This window comes from Pseudomonas sp. 32A (assembly GCF_052682255.1).
On record NZ_JBQYLY010000001.1, the window covers coordinates 5,460,591 to 5,483,369 of the forward strand.

Annotated in this window: 23 protein-coding genes; 12 read left to right on the plus strand and 11 right to left on the minus strand. The window is 59.2% G+C overall.

The features are described 5' to 3' along the window. Window positions 1-3 precede the first annotated feature (3 nt). The 10 genes from ACUN0G_RS24900 (at window position 4) to ACUN0G_RS24945 (ending at window position 8,558) form a co-directional block, all read left to right on the plus strand. Window positions 4-1,140 (plus strand): phosphoribosyltransferase domain-containing protein, encoded by a 1,137-nt coding sequence (locus ACUN0G_RS24900; RefSeq protein ID WP_445574551.1) that lies wholly within the window; start codon window positions 4-6, stop codon window positions 1,138-1,140. Beyond that, the gene (locus ACUN0G_RS24905) at window positions 1,130-1,888 is read left to right on the plus strand and encodes an HAD family hydrolase (protein ID WP_421551268.1); all 759 of its coding nucleotides are present in this window, start codon (window positions 1,130-1,132) and stop codon (window positions 1,886-1,888) included. Before ACUN0G_RS24900 ends, ACUN0G_RS24905 begins: the two co-directional genes overlap by 11 nt. Further along, the gene (locus tag ACUN0G_RS24910; RefSeq protein WP_445574552.1) at window positions 1,881-2,975 is read left to right on the plus strand and encodes a cysteine protease StiP domain-containing protein; all 1,095 of its coding nucleotides are present in this window, start codon (window positions 1,881-1,883) and stop codon (window positions 2,973-2,975) included. Before ACUN0G_RS24905 ends, ACUN0G_RS24910 begins: the two co-directional genes overlap by 8 nt. Then, complete coding sequence (locus tag ACUN0G_RS24915; RefSeq protein WP_258346730.1) at window positions 2,975-3,925, plus strand: HpcH/HpaI aldolase/citrate lyase family protein; 951 nt, start codon at window positions 2,975-2,977, stop codon at window positions 3,923-3,925. The genes ACUN0G_RS24910 and ACUN0G_RS24915 overlap by 1 nt, the downstream gene beginning before the upstream one ends. 102 nt (window positions 3,926-4,027) lie before the next feature. Continuing rightward, on the plus strand, window positions 4,028-4,618 hold the full coding sequence (locus ACUN0G_RS24920) for a TerD family protein (protein WP_258346729.1): 591 nt from the start codon (window positions 4,028-4,030) through the stop codon (window positions 4,616-4,618). Beyond that, complete coding sequence (locus tag ACUN0G_RS24925) at window positions 4,615-5,781, plus strand: TerD family protein (RefSeq protein ID WP_445574553.1); 1,167 nt, start codon at window positions 4,615-4,617, stop codon at window positions 5,779-5,781. The genes ACUN0G_RS24920 and ACUN0G_RS24925 overlap by 4 nt, the downstream gene beginning before the upstream one ends. A 63-nt stretch (window positions 5,782-5,844) precedes the next feature. Continuing rightward, window positions 5,845-6,294 (plus strand): tellurite resistance TerB family protein, encoded by a 450-nt coding sequence (locus ACUN0G_RS24930; RefSeq protein WP_076016767.1) that lies wholly within the window; start codon window positions 5,845-5,847, stop codon window positions 6,292-6,294. Between the two features lie 12 nt (window positions 6,295-6,306). After that, window positions 6,307-7,341 carry a TerC/Alx family metal homeostasis membrane protein gene (locus tag ACUN0G_RS24935; protein WP_421523129.1) on the plus strand — a complete coding sequence of 345 codons (1,035 nt, stop codon included), beginning with the start codon at window positions 6,307-6,309 and terminating at the stop codon, window positions 7,339-7,341. A 33-nt stretch (window positions 7,342-7,374) separates the two neighbouring features. Continuing rightward, window positions 7,375-7,950 carry a TerD family protein gene (locus ACUN0G_RS24940; RefSeq protein WP_076016769.1) on the plus strand — a complete coding sequence of 192 codons (576 nt, stop codon included), beginning with the start codon at window positions 7,375-7,377 and terminating at the stop codon, window positions 7,948-7,950. Window positions 7,951-7,979: 29 nt separating this feature from the next. Beyond that, a complete protein-coding gene (locus ACUN0G_RS24945; protein WP_258346726.1) occupies window positions 7,980-8,558 on the plus strand; it encodes a TerD family protein in 579 nt (192 codons plus the stop codon). 77 nt (window positions 8,559-8,635) lie between these two features. On the opposite strand, the gene ACUN0G_RS24950 is transcribed toward ACUN0G_RS24945, so the two are convergent. From ACUN0G_RS24950 to ACUN0G_RS24995, 10 genes are all read right to left on the minus strand, one after another. Then, a complete protein-coding gene (locus ACUN0G_RS24950; RefSeq protein ID WP_421523128.1) occupies window positions 8,636-9,175 on the minus strand; it encodes a DUF1523 family protein in 540 nt (179 codons plus the stop codon). Between the two features lie 252 nt (window positions 9,176-9,427). Beyond that, on the minus strand, window positions 9,428-10,753 hold the full coding sequence (gene aceA / locus ACUN0G_RS24955) for an isocitrate lyase (protein WP_003219577.1): 1,326 nt from the start codon (window positions 10,751-10,753) through the stop codon (window positions 9,428-9,430). A 494-nt stretch (window positions 10,754-11,247) separates the two neighbouring features. Continuing rightward, window positions 11,248-11,985, minus strand: coding sequence for a secretin N-terminal domain-containing protein (locus ACUN0G_RS24960; RefSeq protein WP_445574554.1), 738 nt, complete (start codon window positions 11,983-11,985; stop codon window positions 11,248-11,250). Between the two features lie 237 nt (window positions 11,986-12,222). Next, window positions 12,223-12,645, minus strand: coding sequence for a GNAT family N-acetyltransferase (locus ACUN0G_RS24965; RefSeq protein ID WP_219273151.1), 423 nt, complete (start codon window positions 12,643-12,645; stop codon window positions 12,223-12,225). Further along, window positions 12,638-13,804, minus strand: a complete 1,167-nt coding sequence (locus tag ACUN0G_RS24970; RefSeq protein ID WP_063031419.1) for a ribosomal protein uL16 3-hydroxylase — start codon at window positions 13,802-13,804, stop codon at window positions 12,638-12,640. Before ACUN0G_RS24970 ends, ACUN0G_RS24965 begins: the two co-directional genes overlap by 8 nt. Window positions 13,805-13,888: 84 nt before the next feature. Then, window positions 13,889-15,259, minus strand: coding sequence for an adenylosuccinate lyase (gene purB, locus ACUN0G_RS24975; RefSeq protein ID WP_017479511.1), 1,371 nt, complete (start codon window positions 15,257-15,259; stop codon window positions 13,889-13,891). 124 nt (window positions 15,260-15,383) lie between these two features. Continuing rightward, complete coding sequence (hflD, locus tag ACUN0G_RS24980; protein ID WP_010172715.1) at window positions 15,384-16,007, minus strand: high frequency lysogenization protein HflD; 624 nt, start codon at window positions 16,005-16,007, stop codon at window positions 15,384-15,386. After that, complete coding sequence (gene mnmA, locus ACUN0G_RS24985; protein ID WP_258346722.1) at window positions 16,004-17,128, minus strand: tRNA 2-thiouridine(34) synthase MnmA; 1,125 nt, start codon at window positions 17,126-17,128, stop codon at window positions 16,004-16,006. The genes hflD and mnmA overlap by 4 nt, the downstream gene beginning before the upstream one ends. A gap of 59 nt (window positions 17,129-17,187) precedes the next feature. Continuing rightward, complete coding sequence (locus tag ACUN0G_RS24990; RefSeq protein WP_177026322.1) at window positions 17,188-17,634, minus strand: NUDIX hydrolase; 447 nt, start codon at window positions 17,632-17,634, stop codon at window positions 17,188-17,190. Window positions 17,635-17,862: 228 nt separating this feature from the next. Then, window positions 17,863-20,088 carry an NADP-dependent isocitrate dehydrogenase gene (locus tag ACUN0G_RS24995; RefSeq protein WP_445574555.1) on the minus strand — a complete coding sequence of 742 codons (2,226 nt, stop codon included), beginning with the start codon at window positions 20,086-20,088 and terminating at the stop codon, window positions 17,863-17,865. A 494-nt stretch (window positions 20,089-20,582) separates the two neighbouring features. Between ACUN0G_RS24995 and icd the strand changes: the two genes are divergently transcribed. Then, a complete protein-coding gene (gene icd / locus ACUN0G_RS25000) occupies window positions 20,583-21,839 on the plus strand; it encodes an NADP-dependent isocitrate dehydrogenase (protein WP_003219599.1) in 1,257 nt (418 codons plus the stop codon). Between the two features lie 44 nt (window positions 21,840-21,883). On the opposite strand, the gene cspD is transcribed toward icd, so the two are convergent. After that, window positions 21,884-22,174, minus strand: coding sequence for a cold shock domain-containing protein CspD (cspD, locus tag ACUN0G_RS25005; RefSeq protein WP_445574556.1), 291 nt, complete (start codon window positions 22,172-22,174; stop codon window positions 21,884-21,886). A 218-nt stretch (window positions 22,175-22,392) separates the two neighbouring features. Between cspD and clpS the strand changes: the two genes are divergently transcribed. Further along, entirely contained in the window at window positions 22,393-22,761 is a 369-nt protein-coding gene (gene clpS / locus ACUN0G_RS25010) for an ATP-dependent Clp protease adapter ClpS (RefSeq protein ID WP_445574557.1), read from the plus strand. Window positions 22,762-22,779: the final 18 nt, after the last annotated feature.

Consider the following 22,779-nt stretch of genomic DNA (forward strand, 5'->3'; position numbering starts at 1 on the left):
TACATGGAATCCGCAGCACTAAAAACATCAACACGCCGACTCAGCGCGCAGCTCCAGCGCGGGTTGATGGAGGTTGATATAGACCAGTCGGCCTTCGAACCCGAATCACTATTCGGATTCGCGGAACGCCGCAACCCAAAGCGCGCGTTCCTGTTTGTATCGCGGGTGCTGGGCAAGCATATCCCTGTGCGCCCATCGGCGATGCAGGCCAGTTACGCAAGTCTCGCCGCGAAGATTCCCGCAGATTTGCCCGGGCCGGTGCTGGTGATCGGCATGGCCGAGACCGCCGTGGGCCTGGGCGCCGGCGTGCACCGCATGTACAGCAGGACCCGCCAGGACACCGTCTATCTGGTGAGCACCCGGCATCCAGTGGGGAATGAAATGTTTGCCCGCTTCGAGGAGGAGCACAGTCACGCCAGTGCGCACTTGATCCATCAGCCAACCGATCCCGCTATCCGCGAACTGATGCACCAGGCGCGTTCTCTGGTGCTGGTGGACGACGAGGCCTCTACCGGCAAGACGTTTATCAATCTGCACCGGGCGCTTATCGAGGCCGGGCTGAGCAAGGTCGAGCGGGTGGTGACGTGCGTGCTTACCGATTGGTCCCAAGGGGCCGTGCGCAAGGTCCTGGGCGAGACGGCCGATGAGGTGTCGCTGCTTCAGGGCACGTACCGCTTCCTTGAAGATGTGAGCGCGCCGCTGCCGCACATGCCGGATGTCGGGGCGGTGGCGGTGGGCGACTGGCCGATTGATCCGCGCAACGATTGGGGGCGTCTGGGCGTTTGTCATGTGGATGACACGCTTGCAACGGATATTCAGGTGAAGCCGGGCGAACGGATTCTCGTGGTAGGCACCGGGGAATTCGTGTGGCGCCCGTTCCTGTTGGCCGAGCGCCTTGAACAGGCGGGGGGCGACGTTCATTTCAGCTCCACCACGCGCTCGCCGATTGCCCTGGGGCATGAGATCGGCCACGCGTTGTCGTTCTCCGACAACTATGGCCTGGGCATCCCCAATTTTCTTTACAACGTGCGGCCGGGCCAATTCGACCGGGTGTTGATCTGTAGCGAAACACCAGCCCAGGCGGTTCCGCAATCGTTGATAGATGCATTGAACGCAGAGGTCATCGTCGATGAGCAGTAAGCGCCCCCTGATCCTCATAGACCTGGATGACACGTTGTTCCAGACGGCTCGCAAGATGCCCGAAGGCAGTGCCCGGCATACGGCGACGCTGGATGTCGATGGGCAGCCCAACGGTTACATGAGTGCAGTGCAGAAAAGTTTTGTGGAGTGGTTGCTGGAATCGGCCGATGTGGTTCCGGTCACCGCGCGCAGCGTGGAAGCCTACAGCCGCGTGCAATTGCCCTTTGTCGCAGGGGCAGTGTGTTCCCACGGTGGGGTGATTCTTCAGCCCGACGGGACGTTGGACCGGGATTGGCATGGGCAGATGACTGAGGTGCTCGCCGCCTATCAAAGCCGTTTGCCTGCGCTCAGCGCGGCAACCTTGGCGATCGGCGAGGAAATGGGCTTTTCCCTGCGCGGCTGGGTGGTCGAAGAGCAAGGCCTGCTCAACTACGTCGTGACCAAGCACAACGAGTCCGACGACTCGGTGCTGCAGAAGGTACTGGCAGAAGTGCAGGCCCGCGGCCTTGTGGAAGGCATGCATATTCACGGCAACGGTAACAACCTCGCGTTCCTGCCCAATGGCCTGGCCAAGCGCCATGCGGTCCAGGAACTGCTGCGTCGAGACCGTGCCACTCACGGCGAACGCCCGGTGTTGGGGTTTGGCGACAGCGTGACTGACCTGGGTTTTATGAACGAATGCAACTTCTGGGCAACGCCGGCCAATAGCCAACTGGCAAAAGTCGTGGAGGCGATGATCCATGCGTGATGCCTTCGCCCATTTGACCACGGTCGGTAGCGGGAGCTACCAGGCCGAAGACGTGCTGTTCCTGCTGCAGCCCGTCGAGATTGAAGTGACGGATGTCCATGAGAAAGAGCGCCTGATCCAGACCAGACAAAAGCATTACTCGGAGATGATCAGCCAGGAGTCGGCGCCTACCGAGGTGCACAAAGAGCTGTACCAGCGGGCGATGCAGCAAAACGCGGGCAGGATGGCCGGTGACGTTCAGTCCTTGGCCCTGGCCCTGGACCAGGCTTGCAAGGGGCCATCGATTGCGCTCGTGTCGTTCGTTCGCGCGGGCCTTCCCTTGGGCGTGCTGCTGCGCCGTGCTCTGCTGGATCTGGGGCGTGATGCCCATCATTACGGCATCAGTATCGTGCGTGACCGTGGCATCGACAAAGTTGCCCTGGAGGCCGTGATCGCCGCTCAGGGCGCCGAAAACATCGTGTTTGTGGATGGTTGGACCGGAAAGGGCGCAATCTCCGGCGAAATCCAGCGCAGCCTCAACGGCGATGCGCGGTTCCCGGAGCAGCCACGCCTTGTGGTACTCGCCGATCCATGCGGGCGCGCCTGGCTGGCGGCGTCCGCTGAAGACTGGGTGATTCCATCGGGCATCCTGGGCGCCACGGTTTCCGGTCTGGTTTCGCGCTCCATCTGGCCCGCCGAGGGCGGGCTGCATGGGTGTGTGGTCTACGACCACCTGAATGAGCACGATGTGACCCGCGACTTTGTGAACCGGATCGAGGCCGCACGCCGGGCATTGCCTGCCGTCGCGCCAGCGTCTGCATGGACGCAAGCGCAGCGCACTGAGTTGCAGTCGGCGGCGCTGGACGTGATCGACGTCATTGCCAAGCGTTTTGGCATTACCAATTTGAACCGGGTAAAGCCGGGTATCGCCGAGGCTACCCGCGCCGTATTGCGCCGAGTGCCGGACCAGGTGCTGGTGCGTGATCGCAGCGATCCGGACGTCCAACTGCTGATGCACCTGACCGAGCGGGCCGGTGTGACGGTTGAGGAGGTGGGGGCCGCCCTTGGCCCCTACCGTGCAGTGACCGTCATCCGGAGCTTGAGCTGATGAAGAAAATATCGCCTTACGCCCTGGGTGCCACGCTCTATATGCCGGCCACCCGTGAGGACATTCTCGAGGTGGTGTTTCGCAAGAAGCTGCCTCAACTGCGCTCTATGGTGGTGTGTCTTGAGGACGCGGTTGCCGAAATCGACGTCGACACCGCCCTGCGCAACCTGCATCGGTTGTTGAGCGCCATTGAGCAGCAGGGCGGCCGGTCGGAAGACGGGCCGATGCTGTTTGTGCGCCCGCGCGACTGGCAGATGGCGGCGGTGCTGAACGATTGGCCGCTGATGGCTCATGTCGACGGCTTTGTCGTGCCCAAATTGAGCCTGTCCAACCTGCGTGCGTGGGAGTTGGCGGTTACCAACCCGCAGATGCTGCTGATGCCGACCCTGGAAACCCGGGAAGTCTTCAATCCGCAGGCAATGGTCGAGCTGGGGACGGCGCTCAACGAAACACTGGCGCAGCGCATCATCGCGCTGCGCATCGGTGGCAATGACTTGCTGGGTTGCCTGGGGTTGAGGCGTAACCCGGACATGACGCTGTACAACACACCCATGGGGTATGTGATCCCGATGTTGGCCGGCGTCATGGGCTCCCAAGGGTTTGCCCTGACGGCGCCGGTGTTCGAGCAACTGGCCACACCGCACCTGCTGCTGGAAGAGCTGGGCCTTGATATTGCTCATGGTTTGGTGGGTAAGACGGCGATTCACCCGAGCCAGATCAACACTATCCAGGACAGCCTGCGTGTCAGTGTTGAGGATTTAAATTGTGCCAAATTAATGCTGAACGAGATCGCGCCAGCTGTTTTCAAACACAATGACGCGATGTGCGAACCAGCGACTCATCTCAAATGGGCGACCAATATCCTTGAGCGTGCCAAATGGCATGGCGTCAGGCATGTGGAGACCAGCCACACCGAACAACCGATTCGTCTCGCCGAGGCCGGCCGATGACTCAGGGCATACCTGCTTTTGTCCTGAAACCAATGGCCGCCTGCATGGCTGAAGACAACAACCGTACACACCAGAAAACGACGATTAACAAGGAGCGTACCGATGGCCCTGACTCTGACTAAAAACCAAACAATCTCCCTGGAAAAAACCGCGGGCGGTGGCGGCCTTACAGCGATCAGCCTCGGACTGGGCTGGGATCCGGAGAAAGCCGGGTTCCTGGGGCGGTTGATGGGCAACAGTGGTGAGATCGACCTGGATGCCTCCTGCATCCTGTTCGATGCCGACCTTCAGCCAGTGGACCTGGTGTGGTTCCGCCAATTGCAATCGCGCGATGGCTCGATCAAGCATTCCGGCGACAACCGCACCGGCGAAGGCGATGGCGACGATGAAACCATCAACGTTGACCTGCAGCGCCTGCCGGCCACGGTCAAATCGCTGGTGTTCACCGTGAACAGTTTCACGGGTCAAAACTTCGAAAAAATTGCCAACGCCTACTGCCGTATCGTCAACGCGAGCAACAAGACCGAACTGGCGCGCTTCAATCTGTCCGAAAAGGGCAGTCATACCGGTGTGGTCATGGCAAGCCTGGTGCGCGAAGCCGGCGGCTGGGAATTCAAGGCTATCGGTCAAGTCACCAACGGCCGCACAGCTGACGACCTGGTCAACCTGGCCATCCAGGCAGTGCGGTCATGACGACCTTGGGGCCAGGCGCAAACGCGCCGGTCGCCACCGGCCAGGTACGGGTGGATATCAGCTACTCGGCCATTCCGGGCGCTGATATCGACGTGTCTGCGTTTGTCCTGGGGGCCGCTGGAAAGGTCCGTGGCGACACCGATATGTGTTTCTACGGGCAGACCAATGTGCTGGGTGGCGCGGTGCAAATGACCGAGTCCTCGGCCGGTAGCGCGGTGTTCACGCTTGACCTGTCGCGCCTTGAAGCGGCAGTCGAGAAAGTCGCGTTGACCGCAACGATCTATGAGAACAAGGCCAGCTTCGACCGTGTGTCTCATCTCGCGCTGACTGTTTCCGGCGGCATTGAGGCGCAGATACCTACCGCAGGCATGAAAGAGACCGCACTGATCCTGGGTGAGTTCTATCGTCGCCAGGGTGAGTGGAAGTTTCGCTGTGTAGCCCAGGGTTTTGCAGGTGGCCTGGAGCCGTTGGCCCAGCACTTTGGTGTTGAAGTCGCGGCGCCTGCACCCGCGGCTCCAGCGCCAGCACCCGTGCCTGCTCCGGCAGCGGCGCCGAAGCCATCGGTCAGCCTCAGCAAAATTACCCTCGACAAGACTCGCTCGTCCATCAGTCTGGAAAAAACCGCTGACGGCTTTGGCGAAATCAAGGTCAACCTGAACTGGAACAAAGGCAAGGGGGGTGGCGGTTTCTTCTCGCGTAACAACGCCATTGACCTGGATGTCGGGTGCCTTTACGAGTTGCAGGACGGTTCCAAGGGCGTCGTTCAGGCGCTGGGCAATTGCTTCGGCGAGCTGGATTACGACCCCTACATTCAACTCAAAGGTGATGACCGTACCGGCGCCGTCAGCGATGGCGAATGGCTGCACATCAACGGTAAGCACTGGAGCGAGATTCGACGGGTCCTGGTGTTCGCCTTCATTTATGAAGGCGCCCCGAACTGGCGGGAAACCGATGGCGTGGTGACTATCCATGTCCCGGGTCAGCCACCTATCGAGGTTCGCCTGAATGAAGAAGGTGGTCGCCTGGGTATGTGTGCAATCGCCCTGCTGGAAAACGTCGGTGGCAGCGTCAAGGTGAGCCGCCGCGTTGATTTCCACAAGGGTCATTCGCTGATGGACAAGGCTTACGGCTGGGGTATGCGCTGGGCGGCAGGTTCCAAGTAACCCGGTTATCCAATTGCAATTGAATACGGCGGGCCAGACCGGCCCGCCCTTGAGGTGAACAACATGTTGTCATGGCTGAAAACGAATGCGGCGCTGGCCCGCGAGAAGTTGACCACCGAGGTGAGCAAGTTCAAGAACAGGGAGTTCATGGAAGCTGTCGCCAACAGCTGCGCTATGGTCGCGGCGGCCGATGGTGAAGTCACCTCCGCAGAAAAAACCAAGATGGCGGGGTTCATCAGCAACTCGCCCGAACTGAAAGTGTTCAACCTGACCGACGTCATCAAGGTCTTCAACGACGCGTGTGCCAAGTTCGAATTCGACTTCCAGATCGGTCAGGCCGAAGCCCTGAAAAACATCAGCAAGATCAAAGGCAAGGACGGGGCCGGTCGTTTGCTCGTTCGTGTCGCTTGTGCCATTGGCGCGTCGGACGGTGATTTCGACGAAAAAGAAAAAGCCGTTTGCCGCCTGATCTGTCTCGAGCTGGGTCTCCCCCCAGCTGACTTTGAACTCTAAAGGAACATTACTGTGGAAGTTAGCCACCTGGGTTTCCCCCCGCTGACCATTGCCGTGTTTGTAGCATTGGCGATTGGCGCGATGGTACTCGACATGTTTACCCACCGTGGCGACCAGCCCATCAGCCTGGCGCGTGCGTCGGCCTGGTCGATATTCTGGATTCTCATCTCGTTCGCTTTTGCAGGATTCCTGTACGTCGAGCACGGTTCGGAAGTCGCCACGCTGTTCATCACCGGCTATGCCCTTGAAAAAGTGCTGAGCGTGGACAACCTGTTCGTGTTCATGGCGATCTTTGCCTGGTTCAAGGTGCCCAATGGTCTGCGTCACCGCGTACTGTACTGGGGCATCCTCGGCGCGATCGTGTTCCGCCTGATCTTCGTTGCCATTGGTACCGGACTGTTGGCCCTGGGGCCGTGGGTCGAAGTGGTCTTCGCTCTCATCGTCGCCTGGACTGCCGTCATGATGCTGCGCAGCGGCGGCGATGACGAAGAAGAAGAGGATTACTCCCAACACATCGCTTACCGTTTCGCCAAGAAACTGTTCCCGGTGTGGCCGAAACTCCACGGTCATGCCTTCTTTGTACGGCGCAAGACCCTGGAAGCCGAACTGACCAAGCCGGAAAACGCCGGGATGTCGTTGGCCGCCAAAGGCGGTTTGTTCGCGACCCCGCTGTTCCTCTGCCTGGTGGTGATGGAAGTCTCCGACGTGCTGTTTGCGTTTGACTCTGTACCGGCAGTTATCGCGGTGAGCCGTGAGCCATTGATCGTGTTCTCGGCAATGCTCTTCGCCATTCTCGGCCTGCGGACCATGTACTTCGTGCTGGAAGCCTTGAAGCGCTACCTGGTTCACCTGGAAAAAGCGGTCATCGCACTGCTGTTCTTCATTGCCGTAAAACTTGGCTTGAATGCGACAGACCATATTTTCCATCACGGCTACAACATTGATCCGAACACCAGCTTGATCATTGTTGTCGTTGTACTGGCCATCGGTATTTTTGCCAGCGTGATCTTCCCCCAAAAGGAAGAAGTCGAAGTCGAAAAATCGTAATTTCAAACAGATTACCCACAAGGAGTTGTACTCATGGCACTGACCCTTCAAAAAGGCGGCAACCTGTCTCTTTCGAAGACCGACCCGACACTGACCAAGATTCTGATCGGTCTGGGCTGGGATCCGCGCGCGACTGACGGGACTGAGTTTGACTTGGACGCCAGCGCATTCCTGCTGGGTGCCAACGGCAAAGTACGCAGCGACGCCGACTTTATTTTCTACAACCAGCTCAAAAGCGCTGACGGTTCCATTGAGCACACCGGCGACAACCGCACCGGTGCCGGCGATGGCGACGATGAAGTGTTGAAAGTTGATCTGAGCCGCGTTCCTGCGGATATCGACAAGATCGCGTTCACCGTCACGATTCACGATGCAGACGCTCGCAAGCAGAATTTCGGTCAGGTCGGCGGCTCGTTCATTCGCGTCGTAAACGAGATCAGCGGTGCTGAAATTGTTCGTTATGACCTTGCTGAAGATGCCTCTACCGAAACCGCGATGATCTTTGCCGAGCTTTACCGTAACAACGGCGAGTGGAAATTCCGCGCCGTTGGTTCGGGCTTCGCAGGTGGCCTGAAAGCAGTGGCCAACTCGTACGGCATGAGCTTCTAACCCCCACGTCCAGAACAAGGAAATTAATCATGGCTGTAAGTCTTTCCAAAGGCGGCAACGTATCGCTGTCCAAAGAAGCCCCCGGGTTGACCGAAGTAGTTGTAGGTCTGGGCTGGGATCCTCGTGTCACGGACGGCACCGAGTTCGACCTCGATGCATCGGTTTTCGTCGTAGGTGAAAACGGCAAGGTGCTCGACGACAACAGCTTCATTTTCTACAACAACAAGAAGTCGGCTGACGGTTCCGTCGAGCACATGGGCGATAACCGCTCCGGTGCCGGCGAAGGCGACGATGAACAAGTGACCGTAAAGCTGACTTCCCTGGCCCCGCTGGTGAAGAAGCTGGTATTTGCCGTCACCATTCACGACTCCGAAACCCGCAAACAGACCTTCGGTCAGGTTGCCAACAGCTTTATTCGTGTGGTGAACAAGGCTGACGGTAAAGAGCTGGCGCGTTTCGATCTGAGCGAAGACGCTTCGACTGAAACGGCGATGATCTTCGGCGAGCTTTATCGCAGCGGCGAAGAGTTCAAGTTCAAGGCGATCGGTCAGGGTTTTGCTGGTGGCCTGAAGCCTCTGGCTGAAGCCCACGGCGTTAGCATTGGCTAACCCATCGGGTTAATAAAAAGCCCCGTCTTTCGAGCGGGGCTTTTTCTTGTCTGCCGTTTAAGCAATCAGGACTGGGGTCAACTAACGACCGTCTGATGACGCCGCTTCAGGCGGCGCTTGATGAACACCGCTACGACAATAAGCACCAGTGCAATGAGGCTCAGGAACACCGTATTGAACAGCGGGAAGGGTTCTTCACGGCTGTTGGTCGCTTCAATGTCGGTGACGTTCGGGAACACCGACAATATCTTGATGCGCCACCCGTAGTACCGAATGAGCGCCAGCTGTTCAGCGTTGCGAGAGTAACCCTGGGCCTTGGCCTGAATGTCCGCAGAGTCGAACTTGAAATACCACGGGAACGACCAGCCGGTGTCTTCATTGCGGTAGACCATGACGTCTTTGGTGTCAGGGTGCTCGGTGTTGATGAAGTAAACGTCTCGGGTCGGGCCATCAGCCGGGTTCTCGGCATTGATCACGCCATCGTGATCGACCCGCTTGACCTCGCCTCCGGTGATCAGCACCACCTCGTGTTGAGGGAGGACGTAGAAAAGCCCCAGCGCGCCGGCGCTGACGATAAGCAGCACTGCACCCAGAATTACGCCTTTGAGCAACTTCATACCTTCACTCCATTCTATAAGGTGGCAATTTTGCCCGTTTTCTTCGCCAGTGGGCATGTTTAGTTGGTCGTCATTCAGCGTTGCAGGGCGCGCAGAGTGGCGTATCTGCCTGCCCAGTGCCGTTTGACGGCGGTCATACCGTGCAGGATAAAACTGTTGCAAAAAAAAACGCCCCGAACCAGTCGGGGCGTCAGATCGTGCGGCACTGCGGTTAGGTCTTCCTTGGGGCCGCAGTGGCCGTGTACTCAGTACTTAGTGGAACTGCTCTTCTTCGGTCGAACCGGTCAGCGCAGTCACGGACGAGGTGCCGCCCTGGATCACGGTGGTCATGTCGTCGAAGTAACCGGTGCCCACTTCCTGCTGGTGCGCCACAAAGGTGTAACCCTTGGCGGCGTCAGCGAATTCCTGCTCCTGCAGCTTCACGTAGGCAGTCATGTCGTTGCGGGCGTAGTCGTGCGCCAGGTTGAACATGCTGTGCCACATGTTGTGAATGCCGGCCAGGGTGATGAATTGGTGCTTGTAGCCCATGGCAGACAGTTCGCGCTGGAACTTGGCGATGGTCGCGTCGTCCAGGTTCTTCTTCCAGTTGAAAGAAGGCGAGCAGTTGTAGGACAGCAGTTGGTCCGGGTATTCCTTCTTGATGGCTTCGGCAAAGCGGCGAGCTTCGTCCAGGTCCGGCTTGGCAGTTTCGCACCAGATCAGGTCGGCGTACGGCGCGTAGGCCAGGCCGCGAGCGATCGCCTGGTCGAGGCCGGCGCGCACTTTATAGAAGCCTTCCTGGGTACGTTCGCCAGTCACGAACGGCTGGTCGTACGGGTCGCAATCCGAGGTCAGCAGGTCAGCCGCGTTGGCATCGGTACGGGCCAGGATGATGGTCGGAGTGCCAGCAACGTCAGCAGCCAGACGAGCAGCCGTCAGCTTTTGAACAGCTTCCTGGGTTGGAACCAGTACCTTGCCGCCCATGTGGCCGCATTTCTTCACCGATGCAAGCTGGTCTTCGAAGTGAACGCCGGCAGCACCTGCCTCGATCATGCTCTTCATCAGCTCGTAGGCGTTCAGTACGCCGCCGAAACCCGCTTCAGCGTCTGCAACGATCGGCGCGAAGTAGTCGATGTAGCCTTCGTCGCCCGGGCCTTTACCGGCTTTCCACTGGATCTGGTCGGCGCGGCGGAACGAGTTGTTGATGCGCTTGACCACGGTTGGTACGGAGTCCACCGGGTACAGCGATTGGTCGGGGTACATGGATTCAGCGGAGTTGTTGTCCGCTGCCACTTGCCAGCCGGACAGGTAGATCGCCTGGATACCGGCTTTTACCTGTTGAACCGCTTGGCCCCCGGTCAGGGCGCCCATGCAGTTGACGAAATCTTTCTCTGGGCGGAAGGACGGCTTGGCCCCCTGGGTGACCAGCTTCCACAGCTTCTCGGCGCCGAGTTTTGCAAAAGTGTGCTCAGGTTGAACCGAGCCACGCAGGCGGACGACGTCAGCAGCGGAATAAGCGCGGGTCACGCCTTTCCAGCGTGGGTTTTCAGCCCAATCTTTTTCAAGGGCTGCAATTTGCTGTTCGCGTGTCAGTGCCATGGGGAAAAACCTCGTCGCATAGGTCTAGGTGGAAAATTCCATTTGCCAGCCGCGCAATCGTTGCGTGGGAATGGCTGCTCGCTGACCAGAAGCTTAGGCGGTCAAGTCAGGTTTGGCGGGGAAGGCGACGGGATGAACGAGTATCGAGCGGGGGAGTTGAGCAGGTAAGGGCGAACTGCGAACGGTCTTCAGGCATCGTGGGCCTTTGTACGATCCATCAGTGTGTTGCCGGGTTACCTGGTTAGCTTCCGTCCCTCGGGACAACTTCGTTCCAGTCGCAACCTCGTCAAACACACCTTGTGGGCGGTACAGACACGAATCGGCTCAGGTGGGTAGCTTAGAGCGACGATCCGAAGGCCCTTGCCAGGGCCCCTGATTAGCGGGAGCGAGGCCATCATGCCCATGCTTTTTTGGATCGTCAAATGTTTTGTAGTGCTTTTTTTCAAGCACTACATCTTTAGTCTAATACGACTCGGCAGTCAGTTTTCGGTGCTTCAGTTCAGGGTCTCGACTTTGACCCGCAAGGTCAGGTCATCGCGCCCCTGAGTAGAGTAGCTGCGGGTTGTAGTGCTTTTGTCGGCCTGGGTCTGGCGATTGACCCCGGCCAGAGTGATCCACTCGCCCAAGCGTCCGCTGACGGTTGTGTCGGTACTTTGCACGTTCACTACATCGGGACGTTCCTGGCTCATGCGGTCACGATTGGTACTGATGCTCAGGTGAACGGTCTCACCGGTGACGCTGGCGGTGACGTAGAAGCCCTGAGTCACGTTGCGATACTGCGTCTGGTTCTGCGGGCGGCCGTAGGCATCAGGCTGGGTGGTGGTGAGCGGCACGCTCTGGCCGACCTGGATCAACGCGGGCACGCCTTCGCTGGCCTGGATCTGCTGGATCCCACCGTCGCGGCTCTCGGTGCTGTAGGTGATGATCTGAGTTTGATTGTTGCCGTTGCTTTGTTGGTTGTTCTCGTTGGTGTCGACGGTGATCAGCAGGCGTTTGGAAGGCGTGTCCAGTTGCGCAAGCAAGGCGCGCAGGCCCTGGATCTTGTCGGGTTCGGCATTCACGATCAGTTGGTTGCCGTAGGCGCTGACGGTGCCGTCCTTGCCGATAAAGTTTTGCGCGACGGGCAACAGGTCAGCGCTGGTGCGGTTGCTCAGGGGCACGACTTCGGTGGCGGCCATCACCGAGAAGCTGGTGGCCAGGAGCAAAGTAGTGAGCAGGGTGCGTAGGGACATGTCCGTTATCTCTGCGAGTCATTAGGCTTGATAGTGCCAGTTTGTCGGCCTGGCGGGGTGCAAGTTGAATCCTAGACGGCAAAAGGCCCTGGCATCGGTGGATGGCAGGGCCTTTTGAGGTGTTGCTGATGGCGCCTTCGCGAGCAAGCCCGCTCCCACATTTGATCGCATTCCAAGGATGTACTGGATCGAATGTGGGAGCGGGCTTGCTCGCGAAGGGCGCGGCGCGGTCTCGGATCAGCCCTCGCGCACCATATCAACGTGAGGAATCCCGACTTCCAGGAACTCATCGCTGACAATCTTGAAGCCCAGGCGCTCATAAAACGGCGCGGCGTGGACCTGTGCACTGAGGATCTGCCGGGTCTGGCCGCGTTTCTCGGCCTCGCCGATCACGGCTTCCATCAGCTTGTCGCCGACCTTCAGGCCGCGCCAGTCCTTGAGGACCGACACACGCCCGATCTCACCGGTAGGCAACAGGCGGGCGGTGCCGATGGGGAAGTCGCCTTCGAACGCCAGGAAATGCACGGCACCCGCGTCGTCAGCATCCCATTCCAGCTCCGGTGGAACCGATTGTTCAGCGATAAATACCGCTTCACGAATGCGCCGTATCTCGGCGATATCCTTTTGCCAGTCCGCGACACTTACGTGAATTCTATTCATCGGCAAACCCCAGGCTCCCTTGCTTGACCAGTTCCCACAGCAGGGCGCAGCCATCTTCGTCCGCCAGCCATGGGCCGAGATTGTCGATGTGCAATGCGTCGGCGGCGCACACCAGCTTCAGCAGTTCCCGCAGCTTGCCCGGCAACAGGCGGCTCTGGCCGCTGGCGAACAGCAGCAGGTCGTCGTCCACTTCGGACCAGGCCAGGCGTGCGCTTGGGTTGCGGATCAGCACGGCGCCGTCTTGCAGGCTGCCCAGCAGGTCTTCTTCTTCCACTTCCGGGCCGGCGACCAGTTCCGGGTAGCGCGGCTCGGTCATGAACTGGCCGAACCAGGTCAGCAGCATGCGCTCGTCGCTCATGTGTTCGGCCAGCAGGCTCTTCAGGCGGTCGAGGGCGTCGGCCTGGATCTGGTGCGGGTCGCTGACCGGCTGGGCGTCGGCGTCGGTGTAGCGCTCTTCGTCAGTCAGGTACTGGCTGAGGAAGTCGGTGAAGTGGGTCAGCACTTCAGCCGCGCTCGGGGCGCGGAAGCCTACGGAGTACGTCATGCAATCATCCACGGCCACACCACAGTGGGCCAGGCGTGGCGGCAGGTAGAGCATGTCGCCCGGTTCCAGCACCCATTCGGCGGTTTCTTCGAATTCGGCGAGGATGCGCAGGTCGGCGTGCTGCAGCAGCGGGCTTTCGGAGTTGCACATCTGGCCGATCTTCCAGTTGCGCTTGCCGGAACCTTGCAGCAGGAACACGTCGTAGTTGTCGAAGTGCGGGCCCACGCTGCCACCCGGGGCGGCGTAGCTGATCATCACATCATCGATGCGCCAGCTCGGCAGGAAACGGAAGTTTTCCAGCAGTTCAGCCACTTCCGGCACGAACTGGTCGACGGCCTGCACCAGCAGGGTCCACTCACGCTCGGGCAGGGTGCTGAAGGCATCTTCGGCGAAAGGGCCGCGACGCAACTCCCACGGGCGTTCGCCGTGTTCGATGATCAGGCGCGACTCGACTTCTTCTTCCAGCGCCAGGCCGGCCAGTTCGTCGGCGTCGATCGGGCTTTCGAAATCAGGAATGGCCTGGCGGATCAGCAGCGGTTTTTTCTGCCAGTAGTCGCGCAGGAACTCGCGTGCCGTGATGCCGCCCAGAAGTTGAAGAGGAATATCAGGATTCATGTGTAACCTATTGAAAAAAAGCACTTTTCAGACGGGAATAAAAACGCCCGGCGCTGCCGGGCGTCTCAAAGGGTCAAGCAGCTATCAGATGCGTTTGGCTTGGGCCACAGCGTTGCCGATGTAGTTAGCCGGGGTGAGCAGTTTCAGCTCAGCCTTGGCGGCGGCTGGCATGTCCAGGCCGTCGATGAAAGTTTGCAACGCTTCAGAGGTGATGCCCTTACCGCGGGTCAGCTCTTTGAGCTTCTCGTACGGGTTTTCGATGTTGTAGCGGCGCATCACGGTCTGGATCGGCTCGGCCAAAACTTCCCAGCAAGCGTCCAGGTCAGCGGCGATCTTCTGCGCGTTGAGCTCCAGTTTGCTGATGCCTTTGAGGCTGGCTTCGTACGCGATCACGCTGTGAGCAAAGCCCACGCCGAGGTTGCGCAGTACGGTGGAGTCGGTCAGGTCGCGCTGCCAGCGGGAGATCGGCAACTTGCTGGCCAGGTGCTGGAACAGGGCGTTGGCGATCCCGAGGTTGCCTTCGGAGTTTTCGAAGTCGATCGGGTTGACCTTGTGCGGCATGGTCGACGAACCGATTTCGCCGGCGATGGTGCGCTGCTTGAAGTAGCCCAGGGAGATGTAGCCCCAGATATCGCGATCGAAGTCGATCAGGATGGTGTTGAAGCGTGCAATGGCGTCGAACAGCTCGGCGATGTAGTCGTGGGGTTCGATCTGCGTGGTGTACGGGTTGAAGCCCAGGCCCAGCTCGTCTTCGATGAAGGCGCGGGCGTTTTCTTCCCAGTCGATCTCAGGGTAGGCCGACAGGTGGGCGTTGTAGTTGCCTACGGCGCCGTTGATCTTGCCCAGCAGCGGCACGGCGGCCACTTGAGCGATCTGGCGCTCCAGGCGGTACACCACGTTGGCCAGTTCTTTGCCCAACGTGGTCGGCGAAGCCGGCTGGCCGTGGGTGCGCGACAGCATCGGTACGTCGGCGAAACGGATGGCCAATTCGCGGATAGCGTCGGCAGTCTGGCGCATCAGTGGCAGCATCACATCATCACGGCCTTCGCGCAGCATCAAGGCGTGGGACAGGTTGTTGATGTCCTCGCTGGTGCAGGCAAAGTGGATGAACTCGCTGACTTTAGCCAGTTCCGGCAGCTTGGCCGCTTGCTCTTTGAGCAGGTACTCGATGGCTTTTACGTCGTGGTTGGTGGTGCGCTCGATCTCTTTGACACGCTCGGCGTGCTCCAGAGCGAAGTTTTCCGCCAGGGCGTTCAGCACCGCGTTGGCTTCGGCGGAGAACGCCGGTACTTCGCTGATGCCAGGGTGAGCGGCCAGGCGCTGGAGCCAGCGCACTTCAACCAGAACACGAGCACGGATCAAACCGTATTCGCTGAAAATAGGGCGCAGGGCCTGGGTTTTGCCGGCGTAGCGGCCGTCAACAGGGGAAACCGCAGTGAGCGAAGAAAGCTGCATGGGGTGTTCTCGGACAGTCGGGCAACGAAATGGGGCGCGTATCATACATGAAAAAATCCGCCGGTCCGTTGCCAACTGACCGGCGTATTACGCGTGGGGCTATAAAAAAATCGGTTGCTGCGACTTATTCGTTGCGCATCAACGGGTAAAGCTCTTTCAGTAATTTGCGACGGCTGATGACCAACTGCCAGCGATGACCGCCCAACTGGCGCCACAACCGCGCCGAACGAATACCGGCCAGCAGCAGGGCGCGGATTTTCGAGGCGTTGTTCGGTTGTTGCAGGTTGCGCATGTCACCGTGCACCTGGATCCGCTGGCGCAAGGTGCTCAGGGTGTCCTGGTACAGCGCGCCACAGGCGGCGATCACGTTTTCGTGGGCCGGGCCGAAATGTTCGACCTGAGACTGAATCTGCGGCAGGCGCTTGCCGATGGTTTCCAGCAAATCATCGCGTTTGGCCAATTGACGCTCGAGGCCGAGCATCGACAGCGCGTAGCGCAGCGGCTCGCGCTGCAAGGTGCTCGGGTCGCGCTCCAGGGCGCCGACCAGCGCGCGATAACCTTCACGCAGGGCCAGGTCGTCGCCGCCGTACACTTCGAGGGTGTCCTTCGGGTCGCGGATCAGCAGGCTGCCGAGCATGCAGGTCAGGCCTGCCTCGGTGACCTGGCCGGTCTTGGCGATCTTGTCCACCAGCACCGCAGCGAGAAACACGCCGCCCAGTGCCGTCAATTGCTCCTGGGTCGGGCTCATGCCTGGCTGCTCCAGGGTTCGGCAACTTCGATCACGCCGCCCCCCAGGCAAATCTCTCCGTCGTAGAACACTACCGATTGGCCAGGCGTTACGGCGCGCTGCGGGTCGTCGAAGGTGGCGCGATAGCCGCTGGCGGTTTTTTCCAGGGTGCAGGGCTGATCGCTCTGGCGATAGCGAACCTTGGCGGTCAGGCGGCGCGGGCTGCTGAGGTCCACCGGGTTGACCCAGTAGATGTCCGAAGCAAGCAGGGCGCGGGAGAACAGCCATGGGTGGTCATTACCCTGGCCCACGATCAACTCGTTGTGCTCCAGGTCCTTGACCAATACATACCACGGCTCTTCGCCCGCGTCTTTCAGGCCGCCGATGCCGAGGCCCTGGCGCTGGCCGATGGTGTGGTACATCAAGCCGTGGTGACGGCCGATGATCTCGCCTTCGGTGGTCTTGATCTCGCCCGGTTGCGCCGGCAGGTACTGCTTGAGGAAGTCGCTGAAACGGCGCTCGCCGATAAAGCAGATTCCGGTGGAATCCTTCTTCTTGGCGGTGGCCAGGCCGTGTTTCTCGGCAATGGCGCGTACTTCGGGCTTTTCCAACTCGCCCACCGGGAACAGGGTCTTGGCGATCTGTTCGCCGCCGACGGCGTGCAGGAAGTAGCTCTGGTCCTTGTTGGCGTCCAGGCCCTTGAGCAGTTCGGTGCGGCCATCGATGTCGCGACGGCGCACGTAGTGGCCAGTGGCAATCAGGTCGGCGCCAAGGATCATCGCGTAGTCGAGGAACGCCTTGAACTTGATCTCGCGGTTACACAGGATGTCCGGGTTCGGCGTGCGACCGGCCTTGTATTCGGCCAGGAAGTGCTCGAACACGTTGTCCCAGTACTCGGCGGCGAAGTTCGCGGTGTGCAGCTTGATGCCGATTTTGTCACAGACGGCCTGGGCATCCGCCAGGTCGTCCATGGCGGTGCAATATTCCGTTCCATCGTCTTCTTCCCAGTTCTTCATGAACAGGCCTTCCACCTCATAACCCTGCTCCATGAGCAGAACGGCGGAAACGGAAGAATCCACGCCGCCGGACATACCGACGATGACGCGCTTCTTTTGTGTGTCAGAAGGGGCTGGATCACGCATAGGATTTCAACGGGAGTCTTTAAAAAGGACGCGATTCTAGCAGGCTCGCGTCTGCAAGGCTAAAGAGAAGGGCGGATCAATTCGAGGCTGTGGCGTTGGCCGGCCAGATAATCGTCGATGCAGCGGATAATCAGCTCGCTGCGCCAGTCTTCGCGCAGGGTTATCAATTCGTCGCGAGTCAGCCAGCGAGCGCGCACGATACCGTCGTCCAGTGGGTAGTCCGGGTGATGTTTCAGGGCCTTGGCGGTGAAGCACACGCGCTGATAGGTCACGCCATTGCTGGGAGCGGTGTACAGGTAAATCCCGACAATCCCGGTGGCTTCGACGTCCCAGCCGGTTTCTTCGAGGGTTTCGCGCACGGCGGCCTCGGTCAGGGTTTCATTCGGGTCCAGGTGGCCGGCGGGCTGGTTCAGCACGGCGCGGCCGCCCTTGAGCTCTTCGACCATCAGGAAGCGGCCGTTGTCTTCGACGATGGTGGCGACGGTGATGTGAGGTAGCCAGGTCATAAAGTGCCTCGATTCAAGGTGTAACGCTGTGTTCAGGCGCGATTGCATTCAGTGTGGGAGCGGGCTTGCTCGCGAATACGGCGTGTCAGTTAAAGAGATATTGACTGGCCCACTGCTTTCGCGAGCAAGCCCGCTCCCACCTTTTGATTGGGTTTCTTCAATAAAAGCGCCATGTCCAGAAACAGAAACCCCGGCACAGGGCCGGGGCTTCTTTGCATCCTTACAACCTTACACCAGCGCAGCGATTGCCGCGTTGAGGGTGGCGCTTGGGCGCATGGCCTTACTGGTCAGTTCGGCGTTCGGTGCGTAGTAGCCACCGATGTCCACTGGCTTGCCCTGAACGGCGTTGAGCTCGGCAACGATGGTTGCCTCGTTCGCAGTCAGGGTCTTGGCCAGTTCGCCAAACTGCGCTTGCAGTGCAGTGTCTTCGGTCTGGGCGGCCAGGGCTTGAGTCCAGTACAGCGCCAGGTAGAAGTGGCTGCCGCGGTTGTCGATGTTGCCGACTTTGCGCGATGGCGACTTGTTGTTGTCGAGGAACTGGCCGGTGGCCTGGTCCAGGGTCTTGGACAGTACCAGGGCTTTCGGGTTGTTGTAGTTCACACCCAAATGCTCGAGGGACGCGGCCAGGGCCAGGAACTCGCCCAGGGAATCCCAGCGCAGGAAGTTTTCTTCAACCAGTTGCTGTACGTGCTTCGGAGCCGAACCGCCGGCGCCGGTTTCGAACAGGCCGCCACCGTTCATCAGCGGCACGATCGACAGCATCTTGGCGCTGGTGCCCAGTTCCATGATCGGGAACAGGTCAGTCAGGTAGTCGCGCAATACGTTGCCGGTCACCGAGATGGTGTCCAGGCCCTTGCGGGTGCGCTCCAGGGTGAACTTCATCGCGTCGACCGGCGCCATGATGCGGATGTCCAGGCCTTCGGTGTTGTGGTCTTTCAGGTAAGCCTGAACTTTCTCGACCACGACGCCATCGTGTGCGCGCTGTGGGTCCAGCCAGAAAATGGCCGGGGTGTTGCTGGCGCGGGCACGGTTGACGGCCAGTTTGACCCAGTCCTGGATCGGCGCGTCTTTGGTCTGGCACATGCGGAAGATGTCGCCGGTTTCAACGGCCTGTTCCATCAGCAGGTTGCCCTTGCTGTCGGTGACGCGGACTACGCCGTCAGCCTTGATCTGGAAGGTCTTGTCGTGGGAGCCGTACTCTTCGGCTTTTTTCGCCATCAGGCCAACGTTTGGCACGCTGCCCATGGTGGTTGGGTCGAAGGCGCCGTTGGCCTTGCAGTCTTCGATCACTGCCTGGTAGATGGTGGCGTAGCAGCGATCCGGGATCACAGCCTTGGTGTCGTGCAGCTGGCCGTCGGTGCCCCACATTTTGCCGGAGTCACGGATCATGGCAGGCATCGAGGCGTCGACGATGACGTCGCTCGGCACGTGCAGGTTGGTGATGCCTTTGTCGGAGTTGACCATCGCCAGGGAAGGGCGAGCGGCGTATACCGCCTGGATGTCGGCTTCGATCTGCGCTTGCTGATCGGCCGGCAGGGCCTTGATGCGAGCGTACAGGTCGCCGATGCCGTTGTTCAGGTTGAAGCCGATCTGCTCCAGCACGACAGCGTGCTTGGCCAGCGCTTCTTTATAGAACTCGGCAACGATCTGGCCGAACATGATCGGGTCGGAGACCTTCATCATGGTGGCTTTCAGGTGAACCGACAGCAGTACGCCTTGTTTCTTGGCGTCTTCGATTTCAGCGGCGATGAAGCTGCGCAGGGCTTTTTTGCTCAGCACGGCACTGTCGATGATCTCGCCAGCCTGTACGCTGGTTTTTTCTTTCAGGACGGTAGCGGTACCGTCCTTGGCGATCAGTTCGATCTTGACGGCATCAGCGCCTTCGATCTGTACGGCTTTCTCGCTGCCGTAGAAGTCGCCGTTGCTCATGTGGGCAACGTGGGACTTGGAGTCGGCAGCCCAGGCGCCCATTTTGTGCGGGTGCTTGCGTGCGTAGTTCTTGACCGACAGCGGTGCGCGGCGATCGGAGTTGCCTTCGCGCAGTACCGGGTTCACGGCGCTGCCCTTGACCTTGTCGTAACGTGCACGGGTTTCTTTTTCCGCGTCGGTGGTTACGGTTTCCGGGTAGTCCGGCAGGTCGAAGCCCTGGGCTTGCAGTTCCTTGATGGCAGCCTGCAGCTGAGGGGTCGAAGCGCTGATGTTCGGCAGCTTGATGATGTTGGCTTCAGGGGTTACGGCCAGGTCGCCCAGTTCGGCGAGGTGGTCCGGCACGGCCTTGGCGCCCAGTTGCTCGGGGAAGCTTGCGAGGATGCGCGCGGCCAGGGAAATGTCGCGGGTTTCCACGGCAATATCAGCGGAAGCGGTGAAGGCCTCTACGATAGGCAGCAGTGAATAGGTGGCGAGGGCTGGTGCTTCGTCGGTGAAGGTGTAGATGATCTTCGAGCGGGTGGGCATATTCGGATTAACTCTCTTCTTTGCTGAAAGCATGCGCAGAAACTCGAGATGCGCCGGGTAAAGCGCGTTCGTTCAAAGTCATCCATGAGCGAAATGTCGAAGTTTCTTCGCGGTGATGTTGGGTTGCATCAGTCGAGCGTCAAGCGGGTGAGCTACTGTAGTAGCTCGGCTTTTCTGGCGGAGGGCGTCTGTCTAGAGCGGTCGGCCGTCGTGACTCTTTGGTCAGCGGCGGCATTATACATAGGTCGCTATGCTTACGCCGAGCCTTCATACAAAAGGTGTGTCGTCCATTGGTCTAAAGGTCGCAGGCAGCGGGTTACGCCTAAAGTCGCATGATGTGCTCAAGATTGGCGCTTTTCCCTTTGCTTTCAAGCTTGTAGGCCGCTAAATGTGCTGTTTTCGACGCAAATGTGCAGGGCCTGAGGTTTCAGTCCTCATTTATCTGGAGTAGGCTCGAACGCAGCCAGATGTTTAATCCATAGATGGAGTTCAGCATGGGATACAAGAAGATTCAGGTTCCGGCAGTCGGCGACAAAATCACCGTCAATGCAGACCATTCTCTCAATGTTCCTGACAACCCGATCATTCCTTTTATTGAGGGTGACGGTATTGGCGTCGACATCAGCCCGGTGATGATCAAGGTTGTCGATGCAGCTGTTAACAAGGCTTATGGCGGCAAGCGCAAGATCTCCTGGATGGAGGTTTATGCCGGCGAAAAGGCCACTCAAGTTTACGACCAGGACACCTGGCTGCCCCAGGAAACCCTGGATGCGGTCAAGGATTACGTGGTTTCCATCAAGGGCCCGCTGACCACTCCGGTCGGTGGCGGCATCCGTTCGCTGAACGTGGCCCTGCGCCAACAACTCGACCTTTATGTGTGCCTGCGCCCGGTGCGCTGGTTCGAAGGCGTGCCAAGCCCGGTCAAGAAGCCGGGCGATGTGGACATGACCATCTTCCGCGAGAACTCCGAGGATATTTACGCCGGTATCGAGTGGAAGGCCGGCTCCCCGGAAGCGATCAAGGTCATCAAGTTCCTGAAAGAAGAGATGGGTGTCACCAAGATCCGTTTCGACCAGAACTGCGGGATCGGCATCAAGCCGGTGTCCCTGGAAGGCACCAAGCGTCTGGCGCGCAAGGCCTTGCAGTATGTCGTGGATAACGATCGCGACTCGCTGACCATCGTGCACAAAGGCAACATCATGAAGTTCACCGAAGGTGCCTTCAAGGAATGGGCCTACGAAGTGGCGGCCGAAGAGTTCGGCGCGACCCTGCTGGATGGCGGGCCGTGGATGCAATTCAAGAACCCGCGCACCGGCAAGAATGTGGTGGTCAAGGACGCGATTGCCGATGCGATGCTCCAGCAGATCCTGCTACGCCCGGCGGAATATGACGTGATCGCCACCCTTAACCTTAACGGCGACTATCTGTCCGACGCCCTGGCAGCGGAAGTGGGTGGCATCGGTATTGCGCCGGGTGCCAACCTGTCCGACACGGTGGCAATGTTTGAAGCCACTCACGGTACCGCGCCGAAGTATGCCGGCAAGGACCAGGTCAACCCGGGTTCGCTGATCCTGTCGGCGGAAATGATGCTGCGACACATGGGCTGGACCGAAGCGGCCGACCTGATCATCAAGGGCACCAATGGCGCCATTTCGGCCAAGACGGTGACCTATGACTTCCATCGCTTGATGGACGGCGCCAAGCTGCTGTCGTCGTCGGCGTTCGGGGATGCGCTGATTTCGCATATGTAGGCTGGTAAGCAGGCATAAAAAACCGGCCCTGATGGCCGGTTTTTTTAGAGCGTTTGCCCAGCGGCTGATCGGGCCGGGTGTTTTTGTGATTGTTGAGCGACGTTTTCTTTAGCTGTGCTGGCGCTGACTGGAGCGCTGATATTCACCGCGTGCAAGCCTTTGGGTCCCTGAATGATATCGAAGAGAACCGGTTGCCCTGCCTTTAGTGTCTTGTAGCCATCCATTTGGATGGCGGAGTAATGCGCAAATAGGTCGTCAGTCTTGTCGTCTTCGTTGATGAAGCCGTAACCCTTGGCATTGTTGAACCACTTGACCTTACCGCTCGCCATGCCCATATCCCTCTGCACCAGACTCCATCACTGGAGTATCATCCAGTTTATCCGTCCTAACCCGAATAAATAAGGTTGACTGCGCGGACCTTTTTTACCCACTGTGGGTTCTATTGGTTGTAACACTGATTTGCCGATAGTCAAGGCGACCAGTCGGTCAGAGTTGAAATTCTGACAGGCCGCCCCCACCACTGTAATTGAACCACTGACGAACCTTTCTTTCCATGCATGCAATCAGCCAGATTCGACTAACATTCAATCAGGATCGCCCGGATCATCAAGAAGACGACGACGGTTCTGCAGGCATTGCTGTCCAGGAGGCCAAGCCTGCTTTACAGGCGCCGCCGATGTACAAGGTGGTTTTGTTCAATGATGACTACACACCGATGGATTTCGTCGTCGAAGTGCTCGAGGTGTTTTTTAACCTGAACCGCGAGTTGGCGACCAAGGTAATGCTGGCCGTTCACACAGAAGGACGGGCAGTATGTGGAGTGTTTACCCGCGACATCGCCGAGACAAAGGCCATTCAGGTCAACCAGTACGCCAGGGAAAGCCAGCATCCGCTACTCTGTGAAATCGAGAAGGACGGTTAACTCCGACCACTTGGGTAT

Bases quoted from the DNA above. Each gene is read 5' to 3' on its own strand.
- cspD (WP_445574556.1), bottom strand. From the start codon at position 22,174: ATGGGCATGGCGAGCGGTAAGGTCAAGTGGTTCAACAATGCCAAGGGT.
- ACUN0G_RS24920 (WP_258346729.1), top strand. From the start codon at position 4,028: ATGGCCCTGACTCTGACTAAAAACCAAACAATCTCCCTGGAAAAAACC.
- ACUN0G_RS24925 (WP_445574553.1), top strand. From the start codon at position 4,615: ATGACGACCTTGGGGCCAGGCGCAAACGCGCCGGTCGCCACCGGCCAG.
- ACUN0G_RS24910 (WP_445574552.1), top strand. From the start codon at position 1,881: ATGCGTGATGCCTTCGCCCATTTGACCACGGTCGGTAGCGGGAGCTAC.
- ACUN0G_RS24930 (WP_076016767.1), top strand. From the start codon at position 5,845: ATGTTGTCATGGCTGAAAACGAATGCGGCGCTGGCCCGCGAGAAGTTG.
- mnmA (WP_258346722.1), bottom strand. From the start codon at position 17,128: ATGCGTGATCCAGCCCCTTCTGACACACAAAAGAAGCGCGTCATCGTC.
- ACUN0G_RS24905 (WP_421551268.1), top strand. From the start codon at position 1,130: ATGAGCAGTAAGCGCCCCCTGATCCTCATAGACCTGGATGACACGTTG.
- icd (WP_003219599.1), top strand. From the start codon at position 20,583: ATGGGATACAAGAAGATTCAGGTTCCGGCAGTCGGCGACAAAATCACC.
- purB (WP_017479511.1), bottom strand. From the start codon at position 15,259: ATGCAGCTTTCTTCGCTCACTGCGGTTTCCCCTGTTGACGGCCGCTAC.
- clpS (WP_445574557.1), top strand. From the start codon at position 22,393: ATGCATGCAATCAGCCAGATTCGACTAACATTCAATCAGGATCGCCCG.
- ACUN0G_RS24960 (WP_445574554.1), bottom strand. From the start codon at position 11,985: ATGTCCCTACGCACCCTGCTCACTACTTTGCTCCTGGCCACCAGCTTC.
- hflD (WP_010172715.1), bottom strand. From the start codon at position 16,007: ATGAGCCCGACCCAGGAGCAATTGACGGCACTGGGCGGCGTGTTTCTC.
- ACUN0G_RS24995 (WP_445574555.1), bottom strand. From the start codon at position 20,088: ATGCCCACCCGCTCGAAGATCATCTACACCTTCACCGACGAAGCACCA.
- ACUN0G_RS24900 (WP_445574551.1), top strand. From the start codon at position 4: ATGGAATCCGCAGCACTAAAAACATCAACACGCCGACTCAGCGCGCAG.
- ACUN0G_RS24945 (WP_258346726.1), top strand. From the start codon at position 7,980: ATGGCTGTAAGTCTTTCCAAAGGCGGCAACGTATCGCTGTCCAAAGAA.
- aceA (WP_003219577.1), bottom strand. From the start codon at position 10,753: ATGGCACTGACACGCGAACAGCAAATTGCAGCCCTTGAAAAAGATTGG.
- ACUN0G_RS24970 (WP_063031419.1), bottom strand. From the start codon at position 13,804: ATGAATCCTGATATTCCTCTTCAACTTCTGGGCGGCATCACGGCACGC.
- ACUN0G_RS24965 (WP_219273151.1), bottom strand. From the start codon at position 12,645: ATGAATAGAATTCACGTAAGTGTCGCGGACTGGCAAAAGGATATCGCC.
- ACUN0G_RS24940 (WP_076016769.1), top strand. From the start codon at position 7,375: ATGGCACTGACCCTTCAAAAAGGCGGCAACCTGTCTCTTTCGAAGACC.
- ACUN0G_RS24990 (WP_177026322.1), bottom strand. From the start codon at position 17,634: ATGACCTGGCTACCTCACATCACCGTCGCCACCATCGTCGAAGACAAC.
- ACUN0G_RS24915 (WP_258346730.1), top strand. From the start codon at position 2,975: ATGAAGAAAATATCGCCTTACGCCCTGGGTGCCACGCTCTATATGCCG.
- ACUN0G_RS24950 (WP_421523128.1), bottom strand. From the start codon at position 9,175: ATGAAGTTGCTCAAAGGCGTAATTCTGGGTGCAGTGCTGCTTATCGTC.